The sequence below is a fragment of the Flavobacterium sp. genome (assembly GCF_004211145.1).
In the GTDB taxonomy this organism is placed as follows: domain Bacteria; phylum Bacteroidota; class Bacteroidia; order Flavobacteriales; family Flavobacteriaceae; genus Flavobacterium.
On the sequence record NZ_SEBS01000044.1, the window covers coordinates 13,364 to 33,841 of the forward strand.

19 protein-coding genes are annotated in these 20,478 nt (G+C 47.9%); 10 read left to right on the forward strand and 9 right to left on the reverse strand.

Going from position 1 to position 20,478, the window contains the following annotated elements; all coding sequences use genetic code 11:
• Positions 1-88 precede the first annotated feature (88 nt).
• The 6 genes from EOO50_RS15500 (at position 89) to EOO50_RS15525 (ending at position 7,063) form a co-directional block, all read left to right on the forward strand.
• The gene (locus EOO50_RS15500) at positions 89-1,420 is read left to right on the forward strand and encodes a DUF58 domain-containing protein (RefSeq protein ID WP_290841195.1); all 1,332 of its coding nucleotides are present in this window, start codon (positions 89-91) and stop codon (positions 1,418-1,420) included.
• 49 nt (positions 1,421-1,469) lie between these two features.
• The gene (locus EOO50_RS15505; RefSeq protein WP_290841196.1) at positions 1,470-2,042 is read left to right on the forward strand and encodes a hypothetical protein; all 573 of its coding nucleotides are present in this window, start codon (positions 1,470-1,472) and stop codon (positions 2,040-2,042) included.
• On the forward strand, positions 2,039-2,827 hold the full coding sequence (locus tag EOO50_RS15510) for an RNA methyltransferase (protein ID WP_290841197.1): 789 nt from the start codon (positions 2,039-2,041) through the stop codon (positions 2,825-2,827). The genes EOO50_RS15505 and EOO50_RS15510 overlap by 4 nt, the downstream gene beginning before the upstream one ends.
• A gap of 79 nt (positions 2,828-2,906) precedes the next feature.
• Positions 2,907-4,430 carry a serine hydrolase gene (locus tag EOO50_RS15515; RefSeq protein WP_290841198.1) on the forward strand — a complete coding sequence of 508 codons (1,524 nt, stop codon included), beginning with the start codon at positions 2,907-2,909 and terminating at the stop codon, positions 4,428-4,430.
• Positions 4,431-4,651: 221 nt separating this feature from the next.
• Positions 4,652-5,602 carry a hypothetical protein gene (locus tag EOO50_RS15520; RefSeq protein ID WP_290841199.1) on the forward strand — a complete coding sequence of 317 codons (951 nt, stop codon included), beginning with the start codon at positions 4,652-4,654 and terminating at the stop codon, positions 5,600-5,602.
• A gap of 252 nt (positions 5,603-5,854) precedes the next feature.
• Positions 5,855-7,063: an aspartyl protease family protein gene (locus tag EOO50_RS15525; protein ID WP_290841200.1), complete on the forward strand. Its 1,209-nt coding sequence runs from the start codon at positions 5,855-5,857 to the stop codon at positions 7,061-7,063.
• A gap of 231 nt (positions 7,064-7,294) precedes the next feature.
• Here the strand turns inward: EOO50_RS15525 and EOO50_RS15530 are convergent, their stop codons facing one another.
• Positions 7,295-8,209 (reverse strand): helix-turn-helix transcriptional regulator, encoded by a 915-nt coding sequence (locus tag EOO50_RS15530; RefSeq protein ID WP_290841201.1) that lies wholly within the window; start codon positions 8,207-8,209, stop codon positions 7,295-7,297.
• An 84-nt stretch (positions 8,210-8,293) separates the two neighbouring features.
• Complete coding sequence (locus tag EOO50_RS15535; protein WP_290841202.1) at positions 8,294-9,298, reverse strand: aldo/keto reductase; 1,005 nt, start codon at positions 9,296-9,298, stop codon at positions 8,294-8,296.
• 760 nt (positions 9,299-10,058) lie between these two features.
• Here EOO50_RS15535 and EOO50_RS15540 point away from each other — a divergent pair.
• Positions 10,059-12,281, forward strand: a complete 2,223-nt coding sequence (locus EOO50_RS15540) for a RelA/SpoT family protein (protein WP_290841218.1) — start codon at positions 10,059-10,061, stop codon at positions 12,279-12,281.
• 139 nt (positions 12,282-12,420) lie between these two features.
• On the opposite strand, the gene EOO50_RS15545 is transcribed toward EOO50_RS15540, so the two are convergent.
• On the reverse strand, positions 12,421-12,651 hold the full coding sequence (locus EOO50_RS15545; protein ID WP_290841203.1) for a hypothetical protein: 231 nt from the start codon (positions 12,649-12,651) through the stop codon (positions 12,421-12,423).
• Between the two features lie 96 nt (positions 12,652-12,747).
• Between EOO50_RS15545 and EOO50_RS15550 the strand changes: the two genes are divergently transcribed.
• The 3 genes from EOO50_RS15550 (at position 12,748) to EOO50_RS15560 (ending at position 14,778) form a co-directional block, all read left to right on the forward strand.
• A complete protein-coding gene (locus tag EOO50_RS15550; protein ID WP_290841204.1) occupies positions 12,748-13,227 on the forward strand; it encodes a YdeI/OmpD-associated family protein in 480 nt (159 codons plus the stop codon).
• Between the two features lie 101 nt (positions 13,228-13,328).
• The gene (locus EOO50_RS15555; RefSeq protein WP_290841205.1) at positions 13,329-13,907 is read left to right on the forward strand and encodes an HD domain-containing protein; all 579 of its coding nucleotides are present in this window, start codon (positions 13,329-13,331) and stop codon (positions 13,905-13,907) included.
• Position 13,908: 1 nt separating this feature from the next.
• The gene (locus tag EOO50_RS15560) at positions 13,909-14,778 is read left to right on the forward strand and encodes a YitT family protein (protein WP_290841206.1); all 870 of its coding nucleotides are present in this window, start codon (positions 13,909-13,911) and stop codon (positions 14,776-14,778) included.
• A gap of 96 nt (positions 14,779-14,874) precedes the next feature.
• On the opposite strand, the gene EOO50_RS15565 is transcribed toward EOO50_RS15560, so the two are convergent.
• From EOO50_RS15565 to EOO50_RS15590, 6 genes are all read right to left on the reverse strand, one after another.
• Positions 14,875-15,150: a hypothetical protein gene (locus tag EOO50_RS15565; protein WP_290841207.1), complete on the reverse strand. Its 276-nt coding sequence runs from the start codon at positions 15,148-15,150 to the stop codon at positions 14,875-14,877.
• 110 nt (positions 15,151-15,260) lie between these two features.
• Positions 15,261-16,304, reverse strand: a complete 1,044-nt coding sequence (locus tag EOO50_RS15570) for an adenylate/guanylate cyclase domain-containing protein (RefSeq protein ID WP_290841208.1) — start codon at positions 16,302-16,304, stop codon at positions 15,261-15,263.
• Positions 16,304-16,681: a response regulator gene (locus EOO50_RS15575; protein WP_290841209.1), complete on the reverse strand. Its 378-nt coding sequence runs from the start codon at positions 16,679-16,681 to the stop codon at positions 16,304-16,306. Before EOO50_RS15575 ends, EOO50_RS15570 begins: the two co-directional genes overlap by 1 nt.
• Before the next feature lie 48 nt (positions 16,682-16,729).
• Entirely contained in the window at positions 16,730-18,049 is a 1,320-nt protein-coding gene (locus EOO50_RS15580) for an ATP-binding protein (protein ID WP_290841210.1), read from the reverse strand.
• 355 nt (positions 18,050-18,404) lie between these two features.
• A complete protein-coding gene (locus tag EOO50_RS15585; RefSeq protein ID WP_290841211.1) occupies positions 18,405-19,961 on the reverse strand; it encodes an ATP-binding protein in 1,557 nt (518 codons plus the stop codon).
• 30 nt (positions 19,962-19,991) lie between these two features.
• On the reverse strand, positions 19,992-20,477 hold the full coding sequence (locus tag EOO50_RS15590) for a hypothetical protein (RefSeq protein ID WP_290841212.1): 486 nt from the start codon (positions 20,475-20,477) through the stop codon (positions 19,992-19,994).
• Position 20,478 lies beyond the last annotated feature (1 nt).

Here is a 20,478-nt window from a genome sequence, read left to right on the forward strand (position 1 = left end):
AGTGCAAGCATTTTAAATTAATAAACAAAAGCTGAAGTTCGTGTCTTCGCGCCTTCGTGGCGAAAAAAACAATCATCGGCAAACGAACATGAAAAGACTACGCGCGCTTTACATCAACAACTTATTCTTCTACACCTTGATCGGTGTGGGCGTTTTCTTCGTGCTCGCGTTTTTCTTCCCGACGTTGTTCACCGCCGCGCGCTACCTTTTTTTCGTGCTGATGGCGTTTCTCGTGCTCGATATTTTCGTGTTGTTCGTATCGGACAAATCGATCGAGGCCGAACGCGATCTGCCCGAAAAGCTATCGAACGGAGACGAAAACCCTGTAATCATCAAACTTCGCAACTTCTATACGTTTCCGGTTTGGGCGAAAGTCGTCGACGAAATTCCGATCCAATTCCAGATCCGAAACTTTGAGATCGCACGAAAATTGAAGCCGACATCAACCGACGAATTCAGTTATGCATTGCGCCCGACGGAACGTGGAGAATATCATTTCGGAAAACTGAACATCTATATTTCATCGCCGTTGCGCTTGGTTTCAAGGCGTTTCGCGTTCGACGACAACCGCATGGTACCGACATATCCGTCATACATCCAATTGCGCAAATACGATCTGCTCGCGTTTTCGAACCATCTGTTCCAATACGGCGTGAAGAAAATCCGTCGCATCGGCCACACGATGGAATTCGAACAGATCAAGGAATATGTTTCGGGCGACGACATCCGCACGCTCAACTGGAAAGCGACCGCCAAGAAAAATATGTTCATGGTGAACCAGTTCCAGGACGAGAAATCCCAGTCGGTATACATGGTGATCGACAAAGGGCGCGTGATGAAAATGCCGTTCAACGGGCTCAGTCTGCTCGATTATGCGATCAATGCGTCGTTGGTTTTGGCGAATGTGATCCTCAAAAAACAGGATCGCGCGGGCATGTTCTCGTTCTCGAAAAAAGTCGGGAATCGCGTGATGGCCGAGAAGCGTTCGTCCCAAATGCAGAAAATCCTCGAAAACCTGTACAACGTCACCACCGATTATTTCGAGAGCGATTACAGCCGTTTGTACGCCGACATCCGCAAGAGCATCAACAATCGCAGCCTGATCATTCTGTACACGAACTTCGAGACGCTCGAGGGTTTGCACCGACAGTTGCGCTATCTAAAAGGAATCGCAAAACAACATTTGCTCGTCGTGGTCTTTTTCCAGAACACCGAACTCGATACGATCATCAATACGAAATCCGAGAACATACACGAGGTTTACGACAAGGTCGTTGCTGAAAAATTCATGTTCGAGAAGCGTCTGATCGTGAATGAATTGAAGAAATACGGCATCCATTCGGTGTTGACCAAGCCTGAGAATTTGACTTTGGATACGATTAATAAGTATTTGGAGATTAAGTCGAGGGGAATTTTGTAGGGAGTGCCTGAGAAGCTGAGTGCCTGAGTGGTTTGACGCAGTTATAAGTATGATTGAAGATTTGGATTTTTATCAGATTACGAGGCAGTTGTTCGCTGATTTCCAGAGCGGGTTTTTCTTTTATACGCTCGTTTATTTCGGATTCAGGTTTTCGAAACGGAAAGAAAAATTGCGTGAATTCGATCGGTGCGCGACGATTTGCATTTGTATCGGTTCGGTGCTTTTCTTTCTTTTTTGGGCGGGCACGATCGCGTATTATCGGATCTTCGAAGACGAATCCTGGCGTTCTTTTTACGACCGATTGACCGGCCCATACGGTTTTTCGATCTGGGTTCCGATGATCATGTATATGTTCCTGCCGCAATTGCTTTGGGTCAACAAATTGCGCGAGAACTATTTATCGCGATTCGTAATCGCATTCCTGCTATTTTTCAGTTTTGAGAAATTCGTGATCATCGTGACCTCGTTCCATCGCGATTATCTGCCGAGTTCATGGTCGATGGAAGCCAATTCGTATTTGCCGTACATCTTGCTCGGCATCCTATGGAAATTCGGGATCTTCACGGCTCCGACGGCGATTTTGTTTTCGGTACGCGCGAAAAAAGATAACTTCGCAGCATGAAACAAATCACATCGGTCCAAAATCCATTCATAAAAGAACTCGTGCAATTGCAGGAAAAAGCAAAGGCGCGCAAACAATCGGGAACGTTTTTGATCGAAGGCAAACGCGAAATCGAACTTGCGATCAAAGGCGGCTACGAAATTGAGACCGTTTTGTTCGTTCCTGACTTGAACTCGAATCAACGCATCAACGAATCAACACATCAACCCGAATACGTCGAAATTTCAAGGGACGTCTATCAAAAACTGGCGTATCGCGACACGACCGAAGGAATTATCGCGGTGGCGAAATCGAAAACTTTGTCATTATCCGATTTGGAATTGTCCGACAATCCATTGATTCTCGTCGCCGAAGCACCCGAAAAACCCGGAAACATAGGCGCGATGCTGCGAACCGCTGACGCCGCGAACCTCGACGCCGTGATCATCGCGAACCCGAAAGGCGATTTGTACAACCCGAACATCGTGCGCTCGAGCGTGGGCTGTTTGTTTACGAATCAGATCGCGACGGGCACGACATCGGAAATCATCGCATTTCTAAACGAGAAAAACATCTCGATTTACGGCGCGACGTTGCAGGATTCGATCGCTTATCATGAACAGGATTTCACCTCGCCTACCGCGCTCGTCGTCGGAACCGAAGCTACGGGTTTGACTCAGGAATGGCGAGATGCGGCTGCGCAAAATATTTTGATTCCGATGCAGGGCGAGATTGATTCTATGAACGTTTCGGTGGCGGCGGCGATTTTGATTTTTGAGGCGAAACGGCAAAGAGGATTTACTTAAATTAGGTTTAGAGTTTAGAGTTTCGCGTTATAACGATCGCGTTAACCCTAAACGCTAAACCCTAAACAAAATACATATTATGAAAAAAATAGTGCTCTTCTTTATCCTGAGCGTTTGCTCGAACCTCTCGGCTCAAATCTCCGAACAAAAGATCGACGCCACCGTCGAAAACGCGCTCAAAGCCTTCAACGTTCCCGGAATCGCCGTCGCCATCGTAAAAGACGGGAAAGTCATACACGCCAAAGGTTACGGCGTAAAATCGATCAAGACGAAGCAAAAAGTCGATGCGAACACGCTTTTCGGCATCGCATCGAATTCGAAAGCGTTCACATCGGCGGCGCTAGCGATCTTGGTCGATGAAGGCAAGATTTCGTGGGACGATAAAGTCGTAAAGCACATTCCCGAATTCGCGATGTACAACGATTACGTGACCAACGAGTTTACGATCCGTGATTTGTTGACGCATCGCAGCGGACTTGGTCTTGGAGCGGGCGACTTAATGGTTTGGCCCGACGGAAATGATTTTCAGGTTCAGGATATCGTCAATAATTTAAAGTTTTTGAAGCCGACATCGGCGTTCCGAACCAAATACGATTACGACAATCTGCTGTACATCGTGGCCGGAGAAGTCGTGCATCGCGTAAGCGGCCTGAGTTGGAACGACTTCGTCGAACAGCGCATCATGAGTCCGATCGGCATGAAGAACAGCGCGTCGTCGTTTTATCGGTTGAAGGACACGACGAACGTGATCGATCCGCATGTTCCCATCGACGGAAAACTCAAGATCATTTCGCGTTATAAACTGCACACCTTCGACGCCGCGGCCGGTTTGTATGCGAGCGTGAACGACTTGTCGAATTGGCTGATCCTGCAAATGGACAAAGGAAAATTCAACGGAAAGCAGATTTTTTCGGAAAAAGTCGCCAATGAAATGTGGACGCCACAAACGATACAACCCAATAAACCCGCGCCTCCGTATTTTTCGAACTTCAAGAATTATGGCCTCGGCTGGGGATTGACCGACGTGAAAGGCAAATTGCAGGTGTCGCACACGGGCGGGCTCGAAGGCATCGTGACGCAGACGCTCATGATCCCGGAACTCAAACTCGGCATCATCGTCTTGACGAACCAACAGGCCGGAGCGGCTTTTACGGCCGTGAGCAATACGATAAAGGACAGTTATCTTGGGCTACCCGAATTCGATCACGTGACCGATTTGGCCAATAAGATGCGCCAACGCGAATCGGACGCCGATAAGGTTACCGATGAAGTTTGGGCGACCGTAAACAAGAATATCAAGGACAAAAAAGTGCCTGACATGAAGCAATTCGTGGGAACGTTCAGGGACAATTGGTTCGGCGAGGTGACGTTTTCGATGAAAAAAGGAAAGTTGTATTTCGCTTCGGCTCGCTCGCCTCAATTGTCGGGTGAAGTGTTTTTTTATAAGGACAACAATTTGGTCGTGAAATGGGATAACCGATATTTCCATGCCGACGCTCACATTTTCATCGATGGCAAGGATCATTTTACGATGAAGCCGATTTCGCCGTTGACTGATTTTAGTTATGATTTTCAGGATTTGGATTTTGTGCGCTTGAAGTGAGAATGGACGAGATTTTCACAATTAAGATAGTTGAGATAGTTAAGGGTTCGCGCTAATGAGGAACAGTAGCTTTTCACGGGCAGTTTGTTTTGAACCATCGAGGGCATTAAGTTCATTAAGAGGATAACCTCAATGCTCTTAATGAACTTAATGCCCTCGACGGTTAAAAAAAGAACTCGTATTTTAATGTTTCGTACTTTCAATACTTCAATCGCACGAACATGAAACGCAGTCAACTTCTCTTTTTCCTATTTATAAGTTTTGCATCGGTTGCACAAACGAAACCGAAGTTCGAAACGCCCGAAATCTCCGGCAAACCCATCCACATCTACAATCCCAACGATTATAAATTCGCCGAGGACACGACCTGGTACACGAACGACCATTGTTTCGCAAAAGGTCCCGATGGAAGTTGGCACGCCTACGGTATCATCGGCCACAAACCCATCGATCCGTGGAAAGGCGAAACCAAGTTCTTCCACGCCTCGTCAAAATCGTTGACGCAAACCAAATGGGCCGACCACGATTACGCGCTCACGGCCTTGCCCGGAAAGGAACGCGTGCTTTGGGCTCCGACGATTATCAAGGAAAAAGACACGTATTACATGTTTTACAACATCGGCAACCAACAGGAAAACGCACCCGATTATTCATCTTGGGGAAATTTGTGCCTCGCGACGAGCAAGGACATGTTCATGTGGACGCGACACGAAAACAATCCGTTGTTCAGCGACGCCGGACACGCGCGCGATTCGTATGTGATGAAATATAAAGGCAAATTTTTCTTTTATTACACGCGGACCTTCACCGAGGTCGATCAGCGTTCATCGGTCGCATTGCGCACCGGGCCTGACTTGTTGCATTGGAGCGGACCTGAAGTCGTGCACGTGCAACCGCTCAAAAACCATTATGGAGGCGACGCCGAATCGAGTTTCGTGATCGAAAAAAATGGTTTGTTTTACATGTTCATCTGCCGCGCGAACACGAATTACAATAGAACCGACGTGTATTGGAGCGATAATCCCGAGAACTTCCCGATTGAGAATTTCGTGACGCAATTGCCGATTCACGCGGGAGAGCTTATTTTCGATGAGAAGGACGGTTGGTTTATTTCGAATACGGGTTGGGATAAGAAGGGTTTGTATTTGGTGGGTTTGAGTTGGAAACGTTGATTCTGGGAAGTTTTTTTTTACAGTTAAGAGAGTTAAGAGAGTTAAGGGTTTGTGCTAATGAGGAACGGTAGCTTTTCAAGGGCAGTTTGTTTTGAACCGTTAAGAGCATTAAGTTCATTAAGCGCATAATCTCAATGATCTTAATGAACTTACTGCTCTTAATGGTTAAACTTTTCAAGATTTCATTTAAAAACAAAATACCTAGCGTAAAAAAATCGAACGAAAATTCGCACTTTTACAAAAATCAAATCCATGAAAGATTTTTTACTTTTCGCCTTTTCGGTTTTTTCGACGCTGGGCTTTTGCCAGACAAAAGACGAAATCAAGAAATCCACAAAAAACCGCGATACATATTTATTTGCCGTCAAGGCCGAACCCAAAAAGTTTGACGAAACGATTCCGTCAGAATATGTGACCGACGAAATCCTGATTCCCGTCGAGATCAACGGCAAGACCTACACGTTTTTGTTCGACACGGGCGCGATCACGGTCCTGTCAGACGATATAGTCAAGCAAATGGGATTGCAACCCGTGACGTCGAATCGCTTCATCGACTCGGCCGGAAACACGACCGACGAAAATTTCTATATGGTTCCCGAAATCAAATTGGGATCGGTCGCATTCAAAAATGTCGGCGTCGGATCGTTTGACCTCGACACGTTTTCCAGGCTTTTGTGCCGACCGATCGATGGGATTTTCGGGTCGAACATCATGCGCGTCTGCAATTGGGAAATCGATTACGAAAAGCCGTCGCTGCGTTTTTCGTCGGATAAGATTGCGTTGCCCGACGCGAATTCGGTCCCGTTCACCCAAAATTTCTCGGGAAGTCCCGACGTCATCATCACGACGGGCGGCTTCAATTTCAGGACGTCGGTCGACACCGGGAATAACGGCAGCCTCGACATCCCGAACAGTTTGTTCGAAAAAAGCCGGCTCAAGAACGTGCCCAGGATCGCCAAGAGCCGCGGCAAAGGGTTTTATTCGCTGCTGGGAAATGCCGAACAGGACGAACATACGGTCATGGCCGACTCGGTTTACATCGGGAACGTATTGCTCCAACGCCGCATCCGAGTGTCGCCGAGCCCGATGTATCTGCTCGGAAACGACTTCCTGAGCCCGTTCGGGAGATTCGTGATCAACTACAGGAAAGGCGAATTGTTGCTTCCGAAAAGACAAAAGGAATTGCCGCCTGAAAACACGTTCGGATTCACGCCTTTGCGCGAGAACACGAAGACGGTCGTGGGCGTTATCTGGGAAAATTCCGACGCGCAAAAATCGGGGCTGGAATTGGACGATGAGATCATCTCATTGGACGGAACCGTGCTTTCAGGTCTGTCGGACATGGATTGGTGTGAGTTTCGACAAAATTTAATCAAGAACGAAAAACTCAAAGTCGTCGTTAGAAAACCCGATGGGAGAGAAATTTCGGTGGAATTGGACAAGTATGATTTGTTCAAATGAAAAACGAAATAGATTTTTTTGAAACATTAAGAGCGTTTAGAACAGTAAGGTCATTAAGATTGGTGAAATAATACGTCTTAGGACAATTTTGTTTTAAGCAACATTTTTCCTTTCAGAGCTTCTGAAAACGAAAACGCCCATTATTAAAAGCGCTCCAACACAGCAACTGAATGTTCTTAATTCACTAAATAGTAAAATCACCTAAAAGTTAACCGCTTCTCTATAATGCAGTTAGTTAAAACTCGCGCGATATTCCAAAGGCGTCACATCCATCTTCAACTTAAACAATTTACTGAACGACTGCGAATGCTCGAATCCGACCTTAAACGCGACTTCGCCCACCGATAAATTCGTCGTCGACAGCAGTTCCTTCGCCTTTTCAACGACGGCTTCCTGTATGTGCTGTCGCGCGTTTCGTCCCGTGAGGTTGCGCAACAGGTCACTCAAATAATTCGCGGAGAAATTGAGTCTTTCTGAAAAATAATGCACTGATGGAAAACCATTTTCCTGTGGCAAGTCCGAATTCAAATACGATTTGAGCAGGCGTTCGAAATCGGCCAATACGTCAATGTTCCGGCTCTTCCGCGTGATGAACTGGCGGTTGTAGAATCGGTCGGAATAATTGAGCAGCAGTTCGATGTGCGACAAAATCACGCTCTGTGAAAACGCGTCGATCGTGTTGTTGATCTCGCGTTCGAGGCTTTCCATCATGCCGAAAATCATTTTCTCCTCAGGTTCCGACACGTGCAACGCTTCATTGGCTTCGTACGAGAAGAAACCATAATCGGGAAACTTCGAAGCGAGCGCGTTTCCTTTGAGGAAATCCGGATGCAGCAACAGCATGAAGCCACCCATTTTCTGGATGTTCTCAGATTCTACTCCGATTACCTGAAGCGGCGAGACGAACGTCATCACGCCTTCGTCGAAATCATAATAGCTGCCGCCGTATTTGAGCTTCAGGTCGACGTTCTTTTTGAGCGCGATCGAATAAAAACCATACGTGATCGTCTTCCCGACGAGATCGACGCAACCGATTACGTCGTCCATTCGAACCACCGACACCAATGGATGCGTGGGTTTCGGGACAGACATGAGCTTGTGCATGTCGGCGATTGTTGGGATGTGGATTGGCGGGGTGAATTTCATAATGAAGTGCAAAAGTTCAAAGTACAACGCGCAAAGTCGGGCGTTTCACTTTGCACCCTGAACTTTGCACTTTGCACAATTTAATCAATAATCCTGATACTGCATCACGTCATCCCAATAGGAATTCCCGGTATCGGTCGTAATCGGGATGATGCTTTCGAGTTGTTCGATGTCTTGGGCCGACAAAACGATGTTCGAGGACTCGAGGTTTTCGTTTAAGTATTTCCGACGTTTCGTGCCCGGGATCGGGATCGCACCTTTTGCGATGGTCCATGCGATGGCGAGCTGGGACGGTTTGATGCCTTTTTGTGCTGCCATTTTTTCGATTTCCGATAACAGGTCGAGGTTTTTTTGGAACTGTTCGCCTTGGAATTTGGGGATGTTGCGACGGAAATCGTCTTTCGGCAAGTCGTCGATTGATTTGAATTGTCCGGTTATGAATCCGCGTCCGAGCGGCGAATATGCGACCAGACCGATGCCGAGTTCCTCAAGCGTCTGCTTCACGCCTGCTTCCTCGACGCGTCTTTCGAACAACGAATATTCCGATTGTACCGCAGTCAACGGATGAACAGCGTGCGCCTTCCGGACTTGCTCCGATGCGACTTCGCTCAAGCCGATGTACTTGACTTTTCCTTCTTTTACAAGGTCGGACATCGCGCCCACGGTTTCTTCGATTGGGATGGTTTTGTCGCGTCGGTGCAGGTAATACAAATCGATGTAATCGGTTTTGAGGTTTTTTAGCGAGCGTTCCACGGCGAGTTTGACATAGTCTTTTTTGCCGTTGATTTGCCAGGTCAGTTTGTTGTCGTCGTCGATTTCCCACCCGAATTTAGTGGCGATTACATATTGGTCGCGTTTGCCGTCGATGGCTTTTGCGATCAGTCTTTCGTTGTCGAACGGGCCGTAAAGGTCGGCTGTGTCGAGGAAGTTGAAACCTTGGTCGAATGAGGCGTGGATCGTGGCGATGGATTCGGCGTCGTTAGTTTTGCCGTACATGTCGCCGCCTTGGAAACCGGACATTCCCATGCAGCCGAGGCCGAGAGTTGGCACTTCGAGGCCTTGTGAGCCTAGTTTTTTTGATTGTGTCATTGTTTTGATTTTTTGTTGGGACAAAGTTCGTTCAACATTTAAGTTGGTTTGTAGGTGAATGAGGTTTGGTTGTAGTTGGATGCGGGAATTTTTTTTTAGGTTGTGTTTTATTTTTTGCCACGAAGGCACGAAGACACGAAGTTCTTTTTTTGAAGGCGCGAGGTTTCGAAATTGATTTTCGGTTTTATAGTTTAACCTGTAAGGTTTTTTCAACTTTGTAGGTTTGTTTTTTGAACCATTAAGGGCATTAAGTTCATTAAGGTGTTTGAGATGAAGATTTGATTCTTTTGTGAATTTTGTCCGATTGGAACCTGCAAGATTTTTCAACATTGTAGGTTTTGTTTTGAACCATTAAGGACATTAAGTTCATTAAGGTGTTTGATACGAAGTGTTGGGAACTTGCAAAGTTTTTCAGTTTGGTAGGATTCGATTTGGACTAGTAAGATAGTTAAGGTTAGTTAAGCGATGCTTTGGACATACTGTCATCAATCGTGAAACTTCGTGCCTTCGTGTCTTCGTGGCAAAAGCCAGACGTCAACCAAAACAAAGGCGCGATTTTTGACGGGTTCGCGTTAGGGATGGTCGCTTTGTTTGAGCTCATTTTTCGCTTCTTTCAAGCGCAAAATAGCGAGTGCGACCAGCCCGGCGACGGCCAGACAAAACTTCAATAACATCGATATTTCCCGGCCGACGAAACGCCCAAAAATCAATTATTCATTGTTGATTATTAATTATTAATTCCTAATTTACCGACATGGAGTTGACCGATGAATTCATAGAAAAGGAAAATAAGGCGATCGCGCAGGAATACAAGGAGTTGCTGCGGATTTCGTACCAAACGCTTTCAGACGCCGATAAAAAAATGATCCGAAAAGCGTTCGATGTCGCTGTCGATGCGCACAAAGACCAGCGCCGTAAAAGTGGTGAAGCGTATATTTTTCACCCGATCGCGGTCGCGAAAATCGTGGCGTCCCAGATTGGTTTGGGCGCAACGTCGATCGCGGCGGCCTTGATGCACGATGTCGTCGAAGACACCGACACGACGGTCCAGGATATCGAACGCATGTTCAACCCGAAGGTCGCGCAGCTTGTTGAAGGTTTGACGAAAATAGCGCAGGTCAAAAAGGATCTGAACATTTCGATGCAGGCCGAGAATTTCCGCAAGATGCTGCTCACGCTCAACGACGACGTGCGCGTGATCATCATCAAGATCGCCGACCGTTTGCACAACATGCAGACGATGGATTCGATGGCCGAATACAAACAGGTCAAGATCGCGAGCGAAACACTTTACATTTACGCGCCTCTCGCCCACCGTTTGGGGCTTTACAACATCAAGAACGAGCTTGAGGATTTGGGTTTGAAGTACACCGAACCTCAGGCGTACAAGGATATCGTTTCGAAAATCAAGGAGACGAAAGAGGAACAGGACAATTATATCAAGGAAATTTCGGACGTTCTAAAAGCGTCCCTCGACGCGGAAGGCGTGGATTACATCATCAAGGGCCGACCGAAATCGGTGTATTCGATCCGACGCAAAATGAAAGTGCAAGGTGTTGGTTTCGACGAGGTTTACGACAAGTTCGCGCTCCGGATCGTGTACAAATCCGATCCGCACGATGAGAAATTCCTCGCGTGGAAAATCTATTCGATCGTGACCGACCATTACCGTCCGTCGCCGAGCCGTTTGCGCGACTGGATCTCGTCGCCCAAATCAACGGGTTACGAGGCGTTGCACATTACGGTCATGGGGCCGAAAGGCCGTTGGGTGGAAATCCAGGTTCGGTCGGAACGAATGGACGAGATCGCCGAAAAAGGGTACGCGGCCCACTATAAATACAAGCAAGGCGGCGGCAATGAGGAATCGGGGCTCGACGTCTGGCTCAATCTACTCAAGGAAGCGCTTGAAAATTCCGAGACGAACGCGGTTGATTTCGTCGAGGATTTCAAGATGAATTTATACGCGAAGGAGATTTTCATCTTTACGCCCAAAGGGGAAATAAAATCATTGCCCAAAGGCGCGACGTCGCTCGATTTCGCGTTTTCGATCCACTCCGAGATCGGGATCAGGACGCGAGGCACGAGAGTCAACGGGCGATTGGTTCCACTGAATCACGAATTAAAAAGCGGCGACCAGGTCGAAGTGATCACATCTCCGAACCAAAAACCGACGACGCACTGGCTCGAATACGTGACGACGTCTCGCGCCAAAAATAAGATTCGAAACGTACTCAACGAGAACACGAAGAAAATCGCCGAAGACGGAAAAGAACTGCTCGCACGCAAAATGCGCCATCTCAAAATCACGATGAGCGAAACGGTCGTGAACGAATTGGTCAATTTCTTTAAGCTCAAGACGAGTTTGGATTTGTTCTACCGAGTCGGAATCGGGGCGATTGAAAACCAGCAGCTTAAAGATTACGCGGCCCAGAAAAGCAACACGTTCATCAATTTCTTCAAGTCGAAGATCAAACGCTCCGACAAACCGATTCCCGACGAGGATCTACACCGTCAAGTGCTTACGAGTAATTTCGACATGCTCGTCTTCGGGCCTGAACACGACAAACTCGATTATAAACTTTCTACGTGCTGCAACCCGATTCCGGGAGATGAAGTGTTCGGTTTCGTCACGATAAACGAAGGTATAAAAGTGCATAAAAAAGATTGCCCGAACGCGATTTCACTTCAGTCAAATTACGCGTATCGCATCATGAGCGCCAAATGGATCGACTCGACCCAGCAGGAATTCAAGGCGATCCTGAACATCACGGGAATGGACACGATGGGTTTGACGAACCAGATCACGAAGGTCATTTCGAACAATATGCACGTGAATATCCAAAGCATCGCGCTCAACGGCGAGGCCGGGATTTTCAATGGCCAGATCGCGGTGATCGTCCAGAACAATACGATCCTGAAGAAGTTGATGGAGAATATTAGGAAGATTGATGGGATTGATAAGGTGACGAGGGTTTATCATTAAGAGTGCAAAGTGCGAGGTGCAAAGCGCAAAGTTTAGAATAATAAAAAAACGCGACTTAACTAGGGTCGCGTTTCGTCTATGGGATCATTTTTTTGAGTGCTGCGAGGCGCTTTGCACTTTGAACTCTGCACTTGAGCACTCAAACCGCACTTCCCGGTCCGCTCGGATCCATCGGGCCCGCCGGTTGCCTCGGGTCGTGTGTCGGGTCGACGTCGCCCCAGTTGGCTGATTCTTCTTCATCTTCGTCTTCGTCCTTGTCGTCATCGGGATCGTCGTTTGACATTTCATAACCGATATCTTCAGGATTTCCGAACATGTCATTTGGCAATTCGGTTTCAGCGCCGTTGAGGCTTTCGCTTGCATTTTTCATAATTGTTGTGTTTAATCGTTTGTGATAAGTAAATTAGCATTTCGATTTGAGCGGACGGTTATGGAATTCGCGCAAAAGATTATGCAATTTCATCCCATGGAAAAACCGATCATCGACGATACTTTCATCCTAAAAAAAGGTCAGGAAAAAGGCGCCTGGACATTCATCGAAATGCCAATCCTCGAAACCGTTCCCAAGAAACGCAACAGCACCGTTCGCGTGCGCGGGTTCATCGATGCGTTCGAGATCGTCGATTTCAACATCTGGGCGATGAAAAAAGGAACATTCATGGCAGTCAAGGCCGATATCCGCAAAGCGATCAAAAAGGAAGTGGGCGATTCGGTCAAACTTGTCCTGTATTTGGACGAAGCGCCGATGGTCATTCCCGATGACTTCCTGACGTGCCTGAAGGACGAACCGAAACTGCACGCGAAATTCCTCAAATTGACCGACGCAAAAAAGAAAGAAACCATCGATTGGATCTTCTCGGCCAAGACCGACGATGCTGTCGTGGAGCGCATGGGTAAAGTCATGGACAAACTCGAAAATGCCAAGACCTATTCGCTCCCGAGCTAAAAAAATCACGTAATCGCAGGTTTGAAAATCTGTCTTTAATCTTCCTATGCATTGCGCCACGAATCGCGAATATCCTTATATTAGTCGCACCAAAAACAGGTATGACCCAATTCCCCGAATACACGATTATCCTTGACCGGCTCGAAAACGACCTGCCGTCCTATTTGCATTATCATACGATTGCGCATACGTTGGACGTGTACGAGTGTTCGAAACGCATCGGCATGCAGGAAGGAATTTCGCCCCAGGAAATGCGATTGTTATTGACGGCCGCGATTTACCATGATTCGGGTTACATTTACCTGACGAACGGGCACGAGGAAAAATCATGTGAGATCGCGCGCGAAATTTTGCCGAAGTTTTCGTATTCAAGCGAAGAAATCGACGTCGTCTGCGGCATGATACAAGCGACGCGCGTTCCCCAGGAACCCAAAACGCTTCTCGAACAGATCATCTGCGACGCCGATCTCGATTATTTGGGACGAGACGATTTTTATGAACTCGGCGAAAAACTGTTTATCGAGATGCAGGAGATCGGAAGTATCGACAACAAAAAAGACTGGAACAACCTTCAGGCGCAATTTTTAAAGGAGCACCGCTATTTCACCAAAACCGCGATCGATTTACGGAAAGCCAAAAAGCTCGCGCATCTCGATGAAATACTGAACAAAATAAATTAGAATGGAAAGCAACAATTTTGCGAAAAGTACAACCGATATTCTTTACACCGTAGCCGGAATCCTGTTTTGCGGATTCGCGCTCAAAGGTTTCCTCGTACCGAACCACTTCTTTGACGGAGGCGTCACGGGAATCTCGCTCTTGCTGCACGAAGTCTATCATTGGAACATCGCGATCGTAATCGTATTGGCGAATTTGCCGTTCATCATTTTGGGCGCGTTCCAGGTCCATAAACGGTTCGCGATCCGAACGTTCGCGGCCGTGATCGGATTGGCGCTCTGCCTGTTGTTTATCCCGTATCCTCAAATCACGTCCGACAAATTATTGGTATCGGTATTCGGAGGCGTTTTCATGGGATTGGGCGTCGGATTGTCGATGCGCGGCGGTTGTGCGCTTGACGGCATCGAGGTCTTGGCGTTGTTCACGGGAAAGCGCGTGAGCTTTACGATCAGCGAGATCATACTCGGGATCAACATCCTGATCTTCCTCGTCGCGGCTTTCAAATTGGGATTGCCGACGGCTTTGTACTCGATTCTCACATATTACGCGGCGTCACGCACGATAAATTTCGTAGTCGAAGGTCTTGAAGAATACACAGGCGTGACGATCATTTCGCCTGAAAGCGAAAAAATAAAAGAAGCCTTGGTCAAGGTTTTGGGCCGAGGCATCACGGTTTACAAAGGCGAACGCGGATTTTTAAAAGACAGTTTCGATATTTCCCAACCCGTCGATATCGTGTTCACGGTCGTGACGCGCATGGAATTGCGCCGACTCAAGAACATGGCGCACGGCATCGATCCGAAGGCGTTTATTTTTACGAGTATCATTAAGGAAGCCGCGGGTGGCGTTTTGAAACGTCGGGCGGCGCATTGATTAGATTTTAGACTGCAGATTTGCAGAATTTAGATTTACAGAATTTAGAATTTAGATTTACAGAATCTAGATTTACAGAATTCAGACTTTAGGACGTTAGGGATTTTTCTTTTTCATCGGATTGAGAAGCCGCAAAAGCGCCAAAATCAGCAGGTAACCCAAAAGGAACTTAAAAGAATTCGAGCCGAATTTTCGGATGACCAGAACGGTCGAAACGACAACCGTAATGAATACCAATACGTTGATTGCAAGATTGGCTTTGCTGTAAAACCGAAAGCGATGAATCAACGCGACGGAAAGCGTCGGAACTAAAATCACGAGAGAAATCGCGCACGCGAGCAATTCCCCGAAACCGAAATCCACACCAGTCATTTTTTTGTTTTGAGTTTTGAGTTTTGAATTTTAAGTTGGGTACGAATACCTGGAACGTTTTGTTCACCGATATTCAACATTAAAAATTTAAAACTCAAAACTCAAAACAATCATTCAATTACTTCAAACGTATTCACGGGAAGCGCTTTATTCTTAAGTGTCAACTCACCGTTTTCGACGCACTTGAACGACTCTTTGGCTTTTTGGTACACGTCTTCGGTAATCAGGATTTGTCCGGGTTTCGCTGCCGATTGCAGTCGTTGCGACAAGTTCACAGCATCGCCGATCACGGTATAATCCAATCGTTTCAGCGAGGCCGATCCGATGTTTCCCGAAACCATTTCGCCCGAATTCACGCCGATGGAAATCTCAGGCTTGTACGAAATTCCGCCCGTTTCGATCCCGTCGAGTTTAGCGACCGCATGTTTGATCGCCAGCGCCGAATCGATTGCGCGGTCCAAATGGAAATCGCCTCGAAAAACCGCCATTACGGCATCGCCCATGAATTTATCGACGTGTCCGCCCTGCCCGATTATCTCTTTGACGATCTTGTCGAAAAGCCCGTTGAGCAGGTTTACGACTTCGTTCGGTGCAATTTTTTCGGTGATCGACGTAAAGCCGCAGACGTCAATGAAGATCACCGACGCTTCCATGAGTTCGTTCTTGAGCAAAGTATTTTCAAACTCCTTGTTGTTCATGAAATTGAGCACGTTCTCGTCGACGTACATCTTGAGGATGTTGTTTTCCTTGATCGCTTGTATGGTCGCCTGCGTCTGGCGAACGTGTTCGATCGTCTTGAGCATCGTGACGTCGAGATCTTCGAAATCCACGGGTTTGCACACGAAGTCGAACGCGCCGCGGTTCATTGCCGTGCGGATGTTCTGCATGTCGCCATAGGCCGAAACGACCACGGCACGCAACATCGGATTGGCTTCCGGAAGTCGGCTCAATAATGTCAGGCCGTCCATCACGGGCATGTTGATGTCGCTGAGTACGATGTCGATATCGGGATTCTCGCTGATCTTAACGAGCGCTTCTTCGCCATTGTGCGCAAACACAAACTCGTATTCGTTTTCGCGGATCTTGCGACGGAACTTCTGCTTCACGAGCATTTCCAAATCTTCTTCGTCGTCAACAACCAATATTTTCGCCATTATTCGGTAAAATTTTTGAGTTTTTCCTTGAGTAAATTAAAGTCGAGCGGCTTGGTCAAAAAGTCGTTCGCTCCTCTCTGCATCGCCTGCGTATGATTTTCCTCGTCCCCGTAAGCCGTGATCATCATGACTACGGGAGGCGGCGCGCTGTATTCGCTGCGGATTTTCGACAGCAGTTCCAATCCGGTCATTCCGGGCATGTTGATGTCGCTCAGGATCAATACGACCTCTGAATGGTTCGCCTTCAAATAATCGAGCGCCTGCTCGCCTGAAAGCGCGAAATCAAACTCGATCTCATGCTCGCGGATCTCCTTGCGGAAGCGTTGCGTGAACAGCGGTTGCACGTCGGCTTCATCGTCTACTACCAGTATTTTCATAATGCGTGTTTGGGATTTTAAATATACGTCTTTTCATTTTTTCTCCTACTATGTAATCGGCAATAGCACTGAAAATAACGTGAACTCACCTTCTTTGCTGTCGATGCGTATCGTTCCGCCGTGCGCTTTGACCACGATGTCGTAGCTCAGCGAAAGCCCAAGGCCCGTTCCTTCGCCCGTCGGCTTGGTCGTAAAGAACGGCTGCAGCACTTTTTCGCGAATCTCGTCGGGGATGCCGATGCCGTTGTCTTTCACGAAAATCTCTATCGAATCGCCTTGTATGCGCGTGAGCACCTCGACCGTCGGATAGTATTCCTGTTCCTTCGATTTCGCGCGTTGTTGGGTCGCATAGAATGCGTTTGTGAACAGGTTGAGCAAAACCCGGCCGATGTCCTGCGGCAATATGTTCGCCTTTGGCAGGTTTTCATCGAAATGCGTAATCAGTTCGGCGTTGAACGACTGGTCTGTGGCGCGCAATCCGTGATACGCCAATCGCAGGTATTCGTCGACGAGAACGTTTATGTCGGTCAATTCCTTTTGTCCCGTAGAGGCGCGGCTGTGCTGCAACATTCCCTTGACGATGCTGTCGGCGCGGCGGCCGTGATACGCGATCTTTTCGAGATTTTGTTTGATGTCCGATGAAATCGCTTTCGCCTCATCGGTATCGCCTTTTTCAATCTCGGCGTCCATTTCATCGAGGAGTTCGATGCTCACGTCGCTGAAATTGTTCACGAAATTGAGCGGATTCTGTATCTCGTGCGCTATGCCAGCCGTCAATTCGCCCAGCGACGCCATTTTCTCAGACTGTACCAGTTGGGTTTGGGTCGCTTTCAACTGTTCCAGTGCATTTTCGAGTTCGCGGTTCTTTTCCACAAGATCGGCCGTGCGTTTTGCTACGAGGATCTCGAGGTCGGCATTGCGTTTCTTCCAGTCGTCGATGCCGTACGTGTCGTCCTGGCTCGAAACATTCTCGGGTTTGGACACGTGCCAACTCACGATTTTCCAGCCGTCGGGTCTGTGAAGGAATACTGACGTGGCGCGAACGTACACCTCGATGGTTTCAGACGTCGAGCGGATGTGCAGATAAATATCGTCTGAGAACACGGCCGTATTCCCGTCCTCTGAGACGAAGTGTTTCATCGGGTCGGTCGTGCAATCGAAATGAAATCCTACACTTTGCTGTTTCTGACGCATCAACATGTCGCGCATTTGGGTGAAACCTTGCAATTTTTCGTCGAACGCCGTGCCGTAACAAGTGAATTCGGCATCCAATATCGGCTCGATACTTTCAATGTCGTCCATGTAAAAAACCTGGTCGAGCAGTTGGCGGTACGTAGTATCCAGTGAGATTCGTTTTTCGTCAGTCATGATTGTGATGTGTCGGTACTCGTAAGGTGAATGTTGCGCGCTGGCCTTCCGATTCGAGATCGAGCGCCGCATCGTGCAGATTATCGCAGACTTTCGCCTTTTGCAGATAAGCGAACGCACTGTACCGATTCCGCAATGCCGGATGCGACTCGTACGAAAACGACCTTTTCCGGCGAACTGCTGCGGAATGGCGCAGGTTTTTCATATCCGACGATTGGACCATGGGGAAACGACTACAACTTGGTCGTCCGTAAACGCGAACAGGGCGTGCCCAAAATATTCCGCGACGGTTTTTTCCCCGAATGACGCTTTCGTCGGCCCGCTCTTCAAACCTTGTTCCCGAAATCATCGCTAATTAATCGACAGGTAATTCTATATGGAATTCTGAACCCTCGCCCATTTTGGTTTCCACCGACAATTTGCCGTCGTGCGCCTTGACGATGTCGTATGCCAAAGATAAGCCCAAACCCGTTCCCTGGCCCGTTGGCTTTGTCGTGAAAAACGGTTGGAAAATCTTGTCGATGACCGTTTGCGGAATGCCGTCGGCGTTGTCTTTCACTGAGATCGTAATGAAATCGCCGTGGCTTTTGGTCGACAGCGATACCGTCGGTTCGTAACCTTCGATTCCACGTTTTTTCTTTTCATCGACCGCATAAAAAGCGTTCGTGATCAGGTTGAGTACGACGCGCCCCATGTCTTGGGGAACCATGTTTACGGTCTTGATCGATTTGTCGAAATTCGTGACGAGTGTCGCATTGAACGATTTGTCTTTCGCGCGCAAACCGTGATAGGCGAGCCTCAGGTATTCGTCAGACAATGTGTTGATGTCGGTCGGTTCCTTTTCAGACGATGTCGTGCGCGAATGTTGCAGCATGCCTTTCACGATTGCGTCGGCGCGTTTGCCGTGGTGCGTGATCTTTGCGAGATTCCTTGAAATGTCGTCGAGGAGTTCCACTTCAAGCGATTCGTCGCGTTCCTGGGCCGGCTTGTCTCTTTCTTCTTTGATTTCGCCGATGAGTTCGATGCTGACTTCTGAAAAATTGTTCACGAAATTCAACGGATTCTGGATTTCATGCGCGATTCCAGCCGTGAGTTCACCCAACGACGCCATCTTCTCAGACTGTATGAGCTGGGCGTGCGTGTGCTTCAACTCGACCATCGTGCTGCTCAACGCCTCGTTCGTGTTCGATAACGCGACGTTTTTTTCATTGAGATCGCTCGTGGTCTTGGTAAGGTCGTCAAGCATTTTATTGAACGCCTTCTCGAGTTGCCCGATCTCATCGCGATGGATGCGTTTTATCTTTTGGTTCAGGTCGCCCTCGCCTACTTTCCGGGCCGCGTCGCGCAAAGCCAAAACGGGAACTGAAATTGTCTTGGCGAGCCAAAACCCGATGAGTATGCCGAACAGCAGCACCAAACTGCTCACGATGATCGATGTATGCTTGATCTTTTCCTTGCTCGCTTCGATGCCTTTCGTGTTGAAACCCAGCAAAATCGCGCCCGACATCATTCCTGTCTTGAAGTCGGATTTCTTCACGATCAATGAATCGTTCGACGTTATTGAAGCGCCTAATTTTTGATTCTCGGGAAATGTCTTGAAGACGGTTTGTTTTATTTCGAATTTGTCGTGGGTCGCGTTCCACACCGTATCCGATTGCAGCATGCTGATGAACTGCAGCCGCTGGTCGCCTTTCACGAATTCCATCGCGGTCTGCACACCTTCGAAGTTTTGCTCGTTGATCGCGATCTTAACGCCGAGCGCTACCGTGTTTGCGAGATTCTGGACCTCGTTCTCGTAATTGCTTACGAGCAGATCGCCCTGCTGTTGCGGAAAGTAAAACAGCGTGAAAAACGAAAACATAAACACGATGGAACAGATGGTGAGCCAAATCTTTGTCTTGAGATTTATCATCGTGCCTTGCTTATTTGAACGTGTGCTGCATTACAATGTCGTTTTTCCATCGATTACCAGGGCCTTGATTTCGGCGTTCGCGACGGGTTTGTCGATTACTCCGATCGCTCCGGGATTCTGGGCCACGAAATTCTGCAATTCGGTTACCGACGTGAAGAATACAGGCGCCTGGGCCTTGCCTTGGAAAACCAGCGAAAGCCAGTATTTATTGAGTTCTTCGCCCGACATGTCGTAGATTTTCGCCGACGTCGTCCTGCCTACGGCCGTGTTCGTCTTCATGAGCGCTATCAAGATGCGTTTGCCGCTTTTCCAACGTTGGGTTTCGCCCATTAGCACGGCCTTGAGTTCTGATTGTTTCAAATTCTCGGGAACTCCTGAAACGTTTCCGATAACCGTCAACGGTGTTTGCTGCGCTGTTCCTGAAAGCGCGAAAAACAAACAGCCCGCAAATAAGCTGAACCTGATGAATTCGCTTTTGCCCGCTAAAACATATATGAGTTTGCTTGTCCTTTCCATA

Coding starts and splice junctions, on each gene's coding strand:
- EOO50_RS15550 (WP_290841204.1), top strand. CDS start 12,748: ATGGAAAAACCGATCATCGACGATACTTTCATCCTAAAAAAAGGTCAG.
- EOO50_RS15505 (WP_290841196.1), top strand. CDS start 1,470: ATGATTGAAGATTTGGATTTTTATCAGATTACGAGGCAGTTGTTCGCT.
- EOO50_RS15530 (WP_290841201.1), bottom strand. CDS start 8,209: ATGAAATTCACCCCGCCAATCCACATCCCAACAATCGCCGACATGCAC.
- EOO50_RS15575 (WP_290841209.1), bottom strand. CDS start 16,681: ATGAAAATACTGGTAGTAGACGATGAAGCCGACGTGCAACCGCTGTTC.
- EOO50_RS15580 (WP_290841210.1), bottom strand. CDS start 18,049: ATGACTGACGAAAAACGAATCTCACTGGATACTACGTACCGCCAACTG.
- EOO50_RS15560 (WP_290841206.1), top strand. CDS start 13,909: ATGGAAAGCAACAATTTTGCGAAAAGTACAACCGATATTCTTTACACC.
- EOO50_RS15535 (WP_290841202.1), bottom strand. CDS start 9,298: ATGACACAATCAAAAAAACTAGGCTCACAAGGCCTCGAAGTGCCAACT.
- EOO50_RS15585 (WP_290841211.1), bottom strand. CDS start 19,961: ATGATAAATCTCAAGACAAAGATTTGGCTCACCATCTGTTCCATCGTG.
- EOO50_RS15545 (WP_290841203.1), bottom strand. CDS start 12,651: ATGAAAAATGCAAGCGAAAGCCTCAACGGCGCTGAAACCGAATTGCCA.
- EOO50_RS15520 (WP_290841199.1), top strand. CDS start 4,652: ATGAAACGCAGTCAACTTCTCTTTTTCCTATTTATAAGTTTTGCATCG.
- EOO50_RS15510 (WP_290841197.1), top strand. CDS start 2,039: ATGAAACAAATCACATCGGTCCAAAATCCATTCATAAAAGAACTCGTG.
- EOO50_RS15590 (WP_290841212.1), bottom strand. CDS start 20,477: ATGGAAAGGACAAGCAAACTCATATATGTTTTAGCGGGCAAAAGCGAA.
- EOO50_RS15570 (WP_290841208.1), bottom strand. CDS start 16,304: ATGGCGAAAATATTGGTTGTTGACGACGAAGAAGATTTGGAAATGCTC.
- EOO50_RS15555 (WP_290841205.1), top strand. CDS start 13,329: ATGACCCAATTCCCCGAATACACGATTATCCTTGACCGGCTCGAAAAC.
- EOO50_RS15525 (WP_290841200.1), top strand. CDS start 5,855: ATGAAAGATTTTTTACTTTTCGCCTTTTCGGTTTTTTCGACGCTGGGC.
- EOO50_RS15500 (WP_290841195.1), top strand. CDS start 89: ATGAAAAGACTACGCGCGCTTTACATCAACAACTTATTCTTCTACACC.
- EOO50_RS15565 (WP_290841207.1), bottom strand. CDS start 15,150: ATGACTGGTGTGGATTTCGGTTTCGGGGAATTGCTCGCGTGCGCGATT.
- EOO50_RS15515 (WP_290841198.1), top strand. CDS start 2,907: ATGAAAAAAATAGTGCTCTTCTTTATCCTGAGCGTTTGCTCGAACCTC.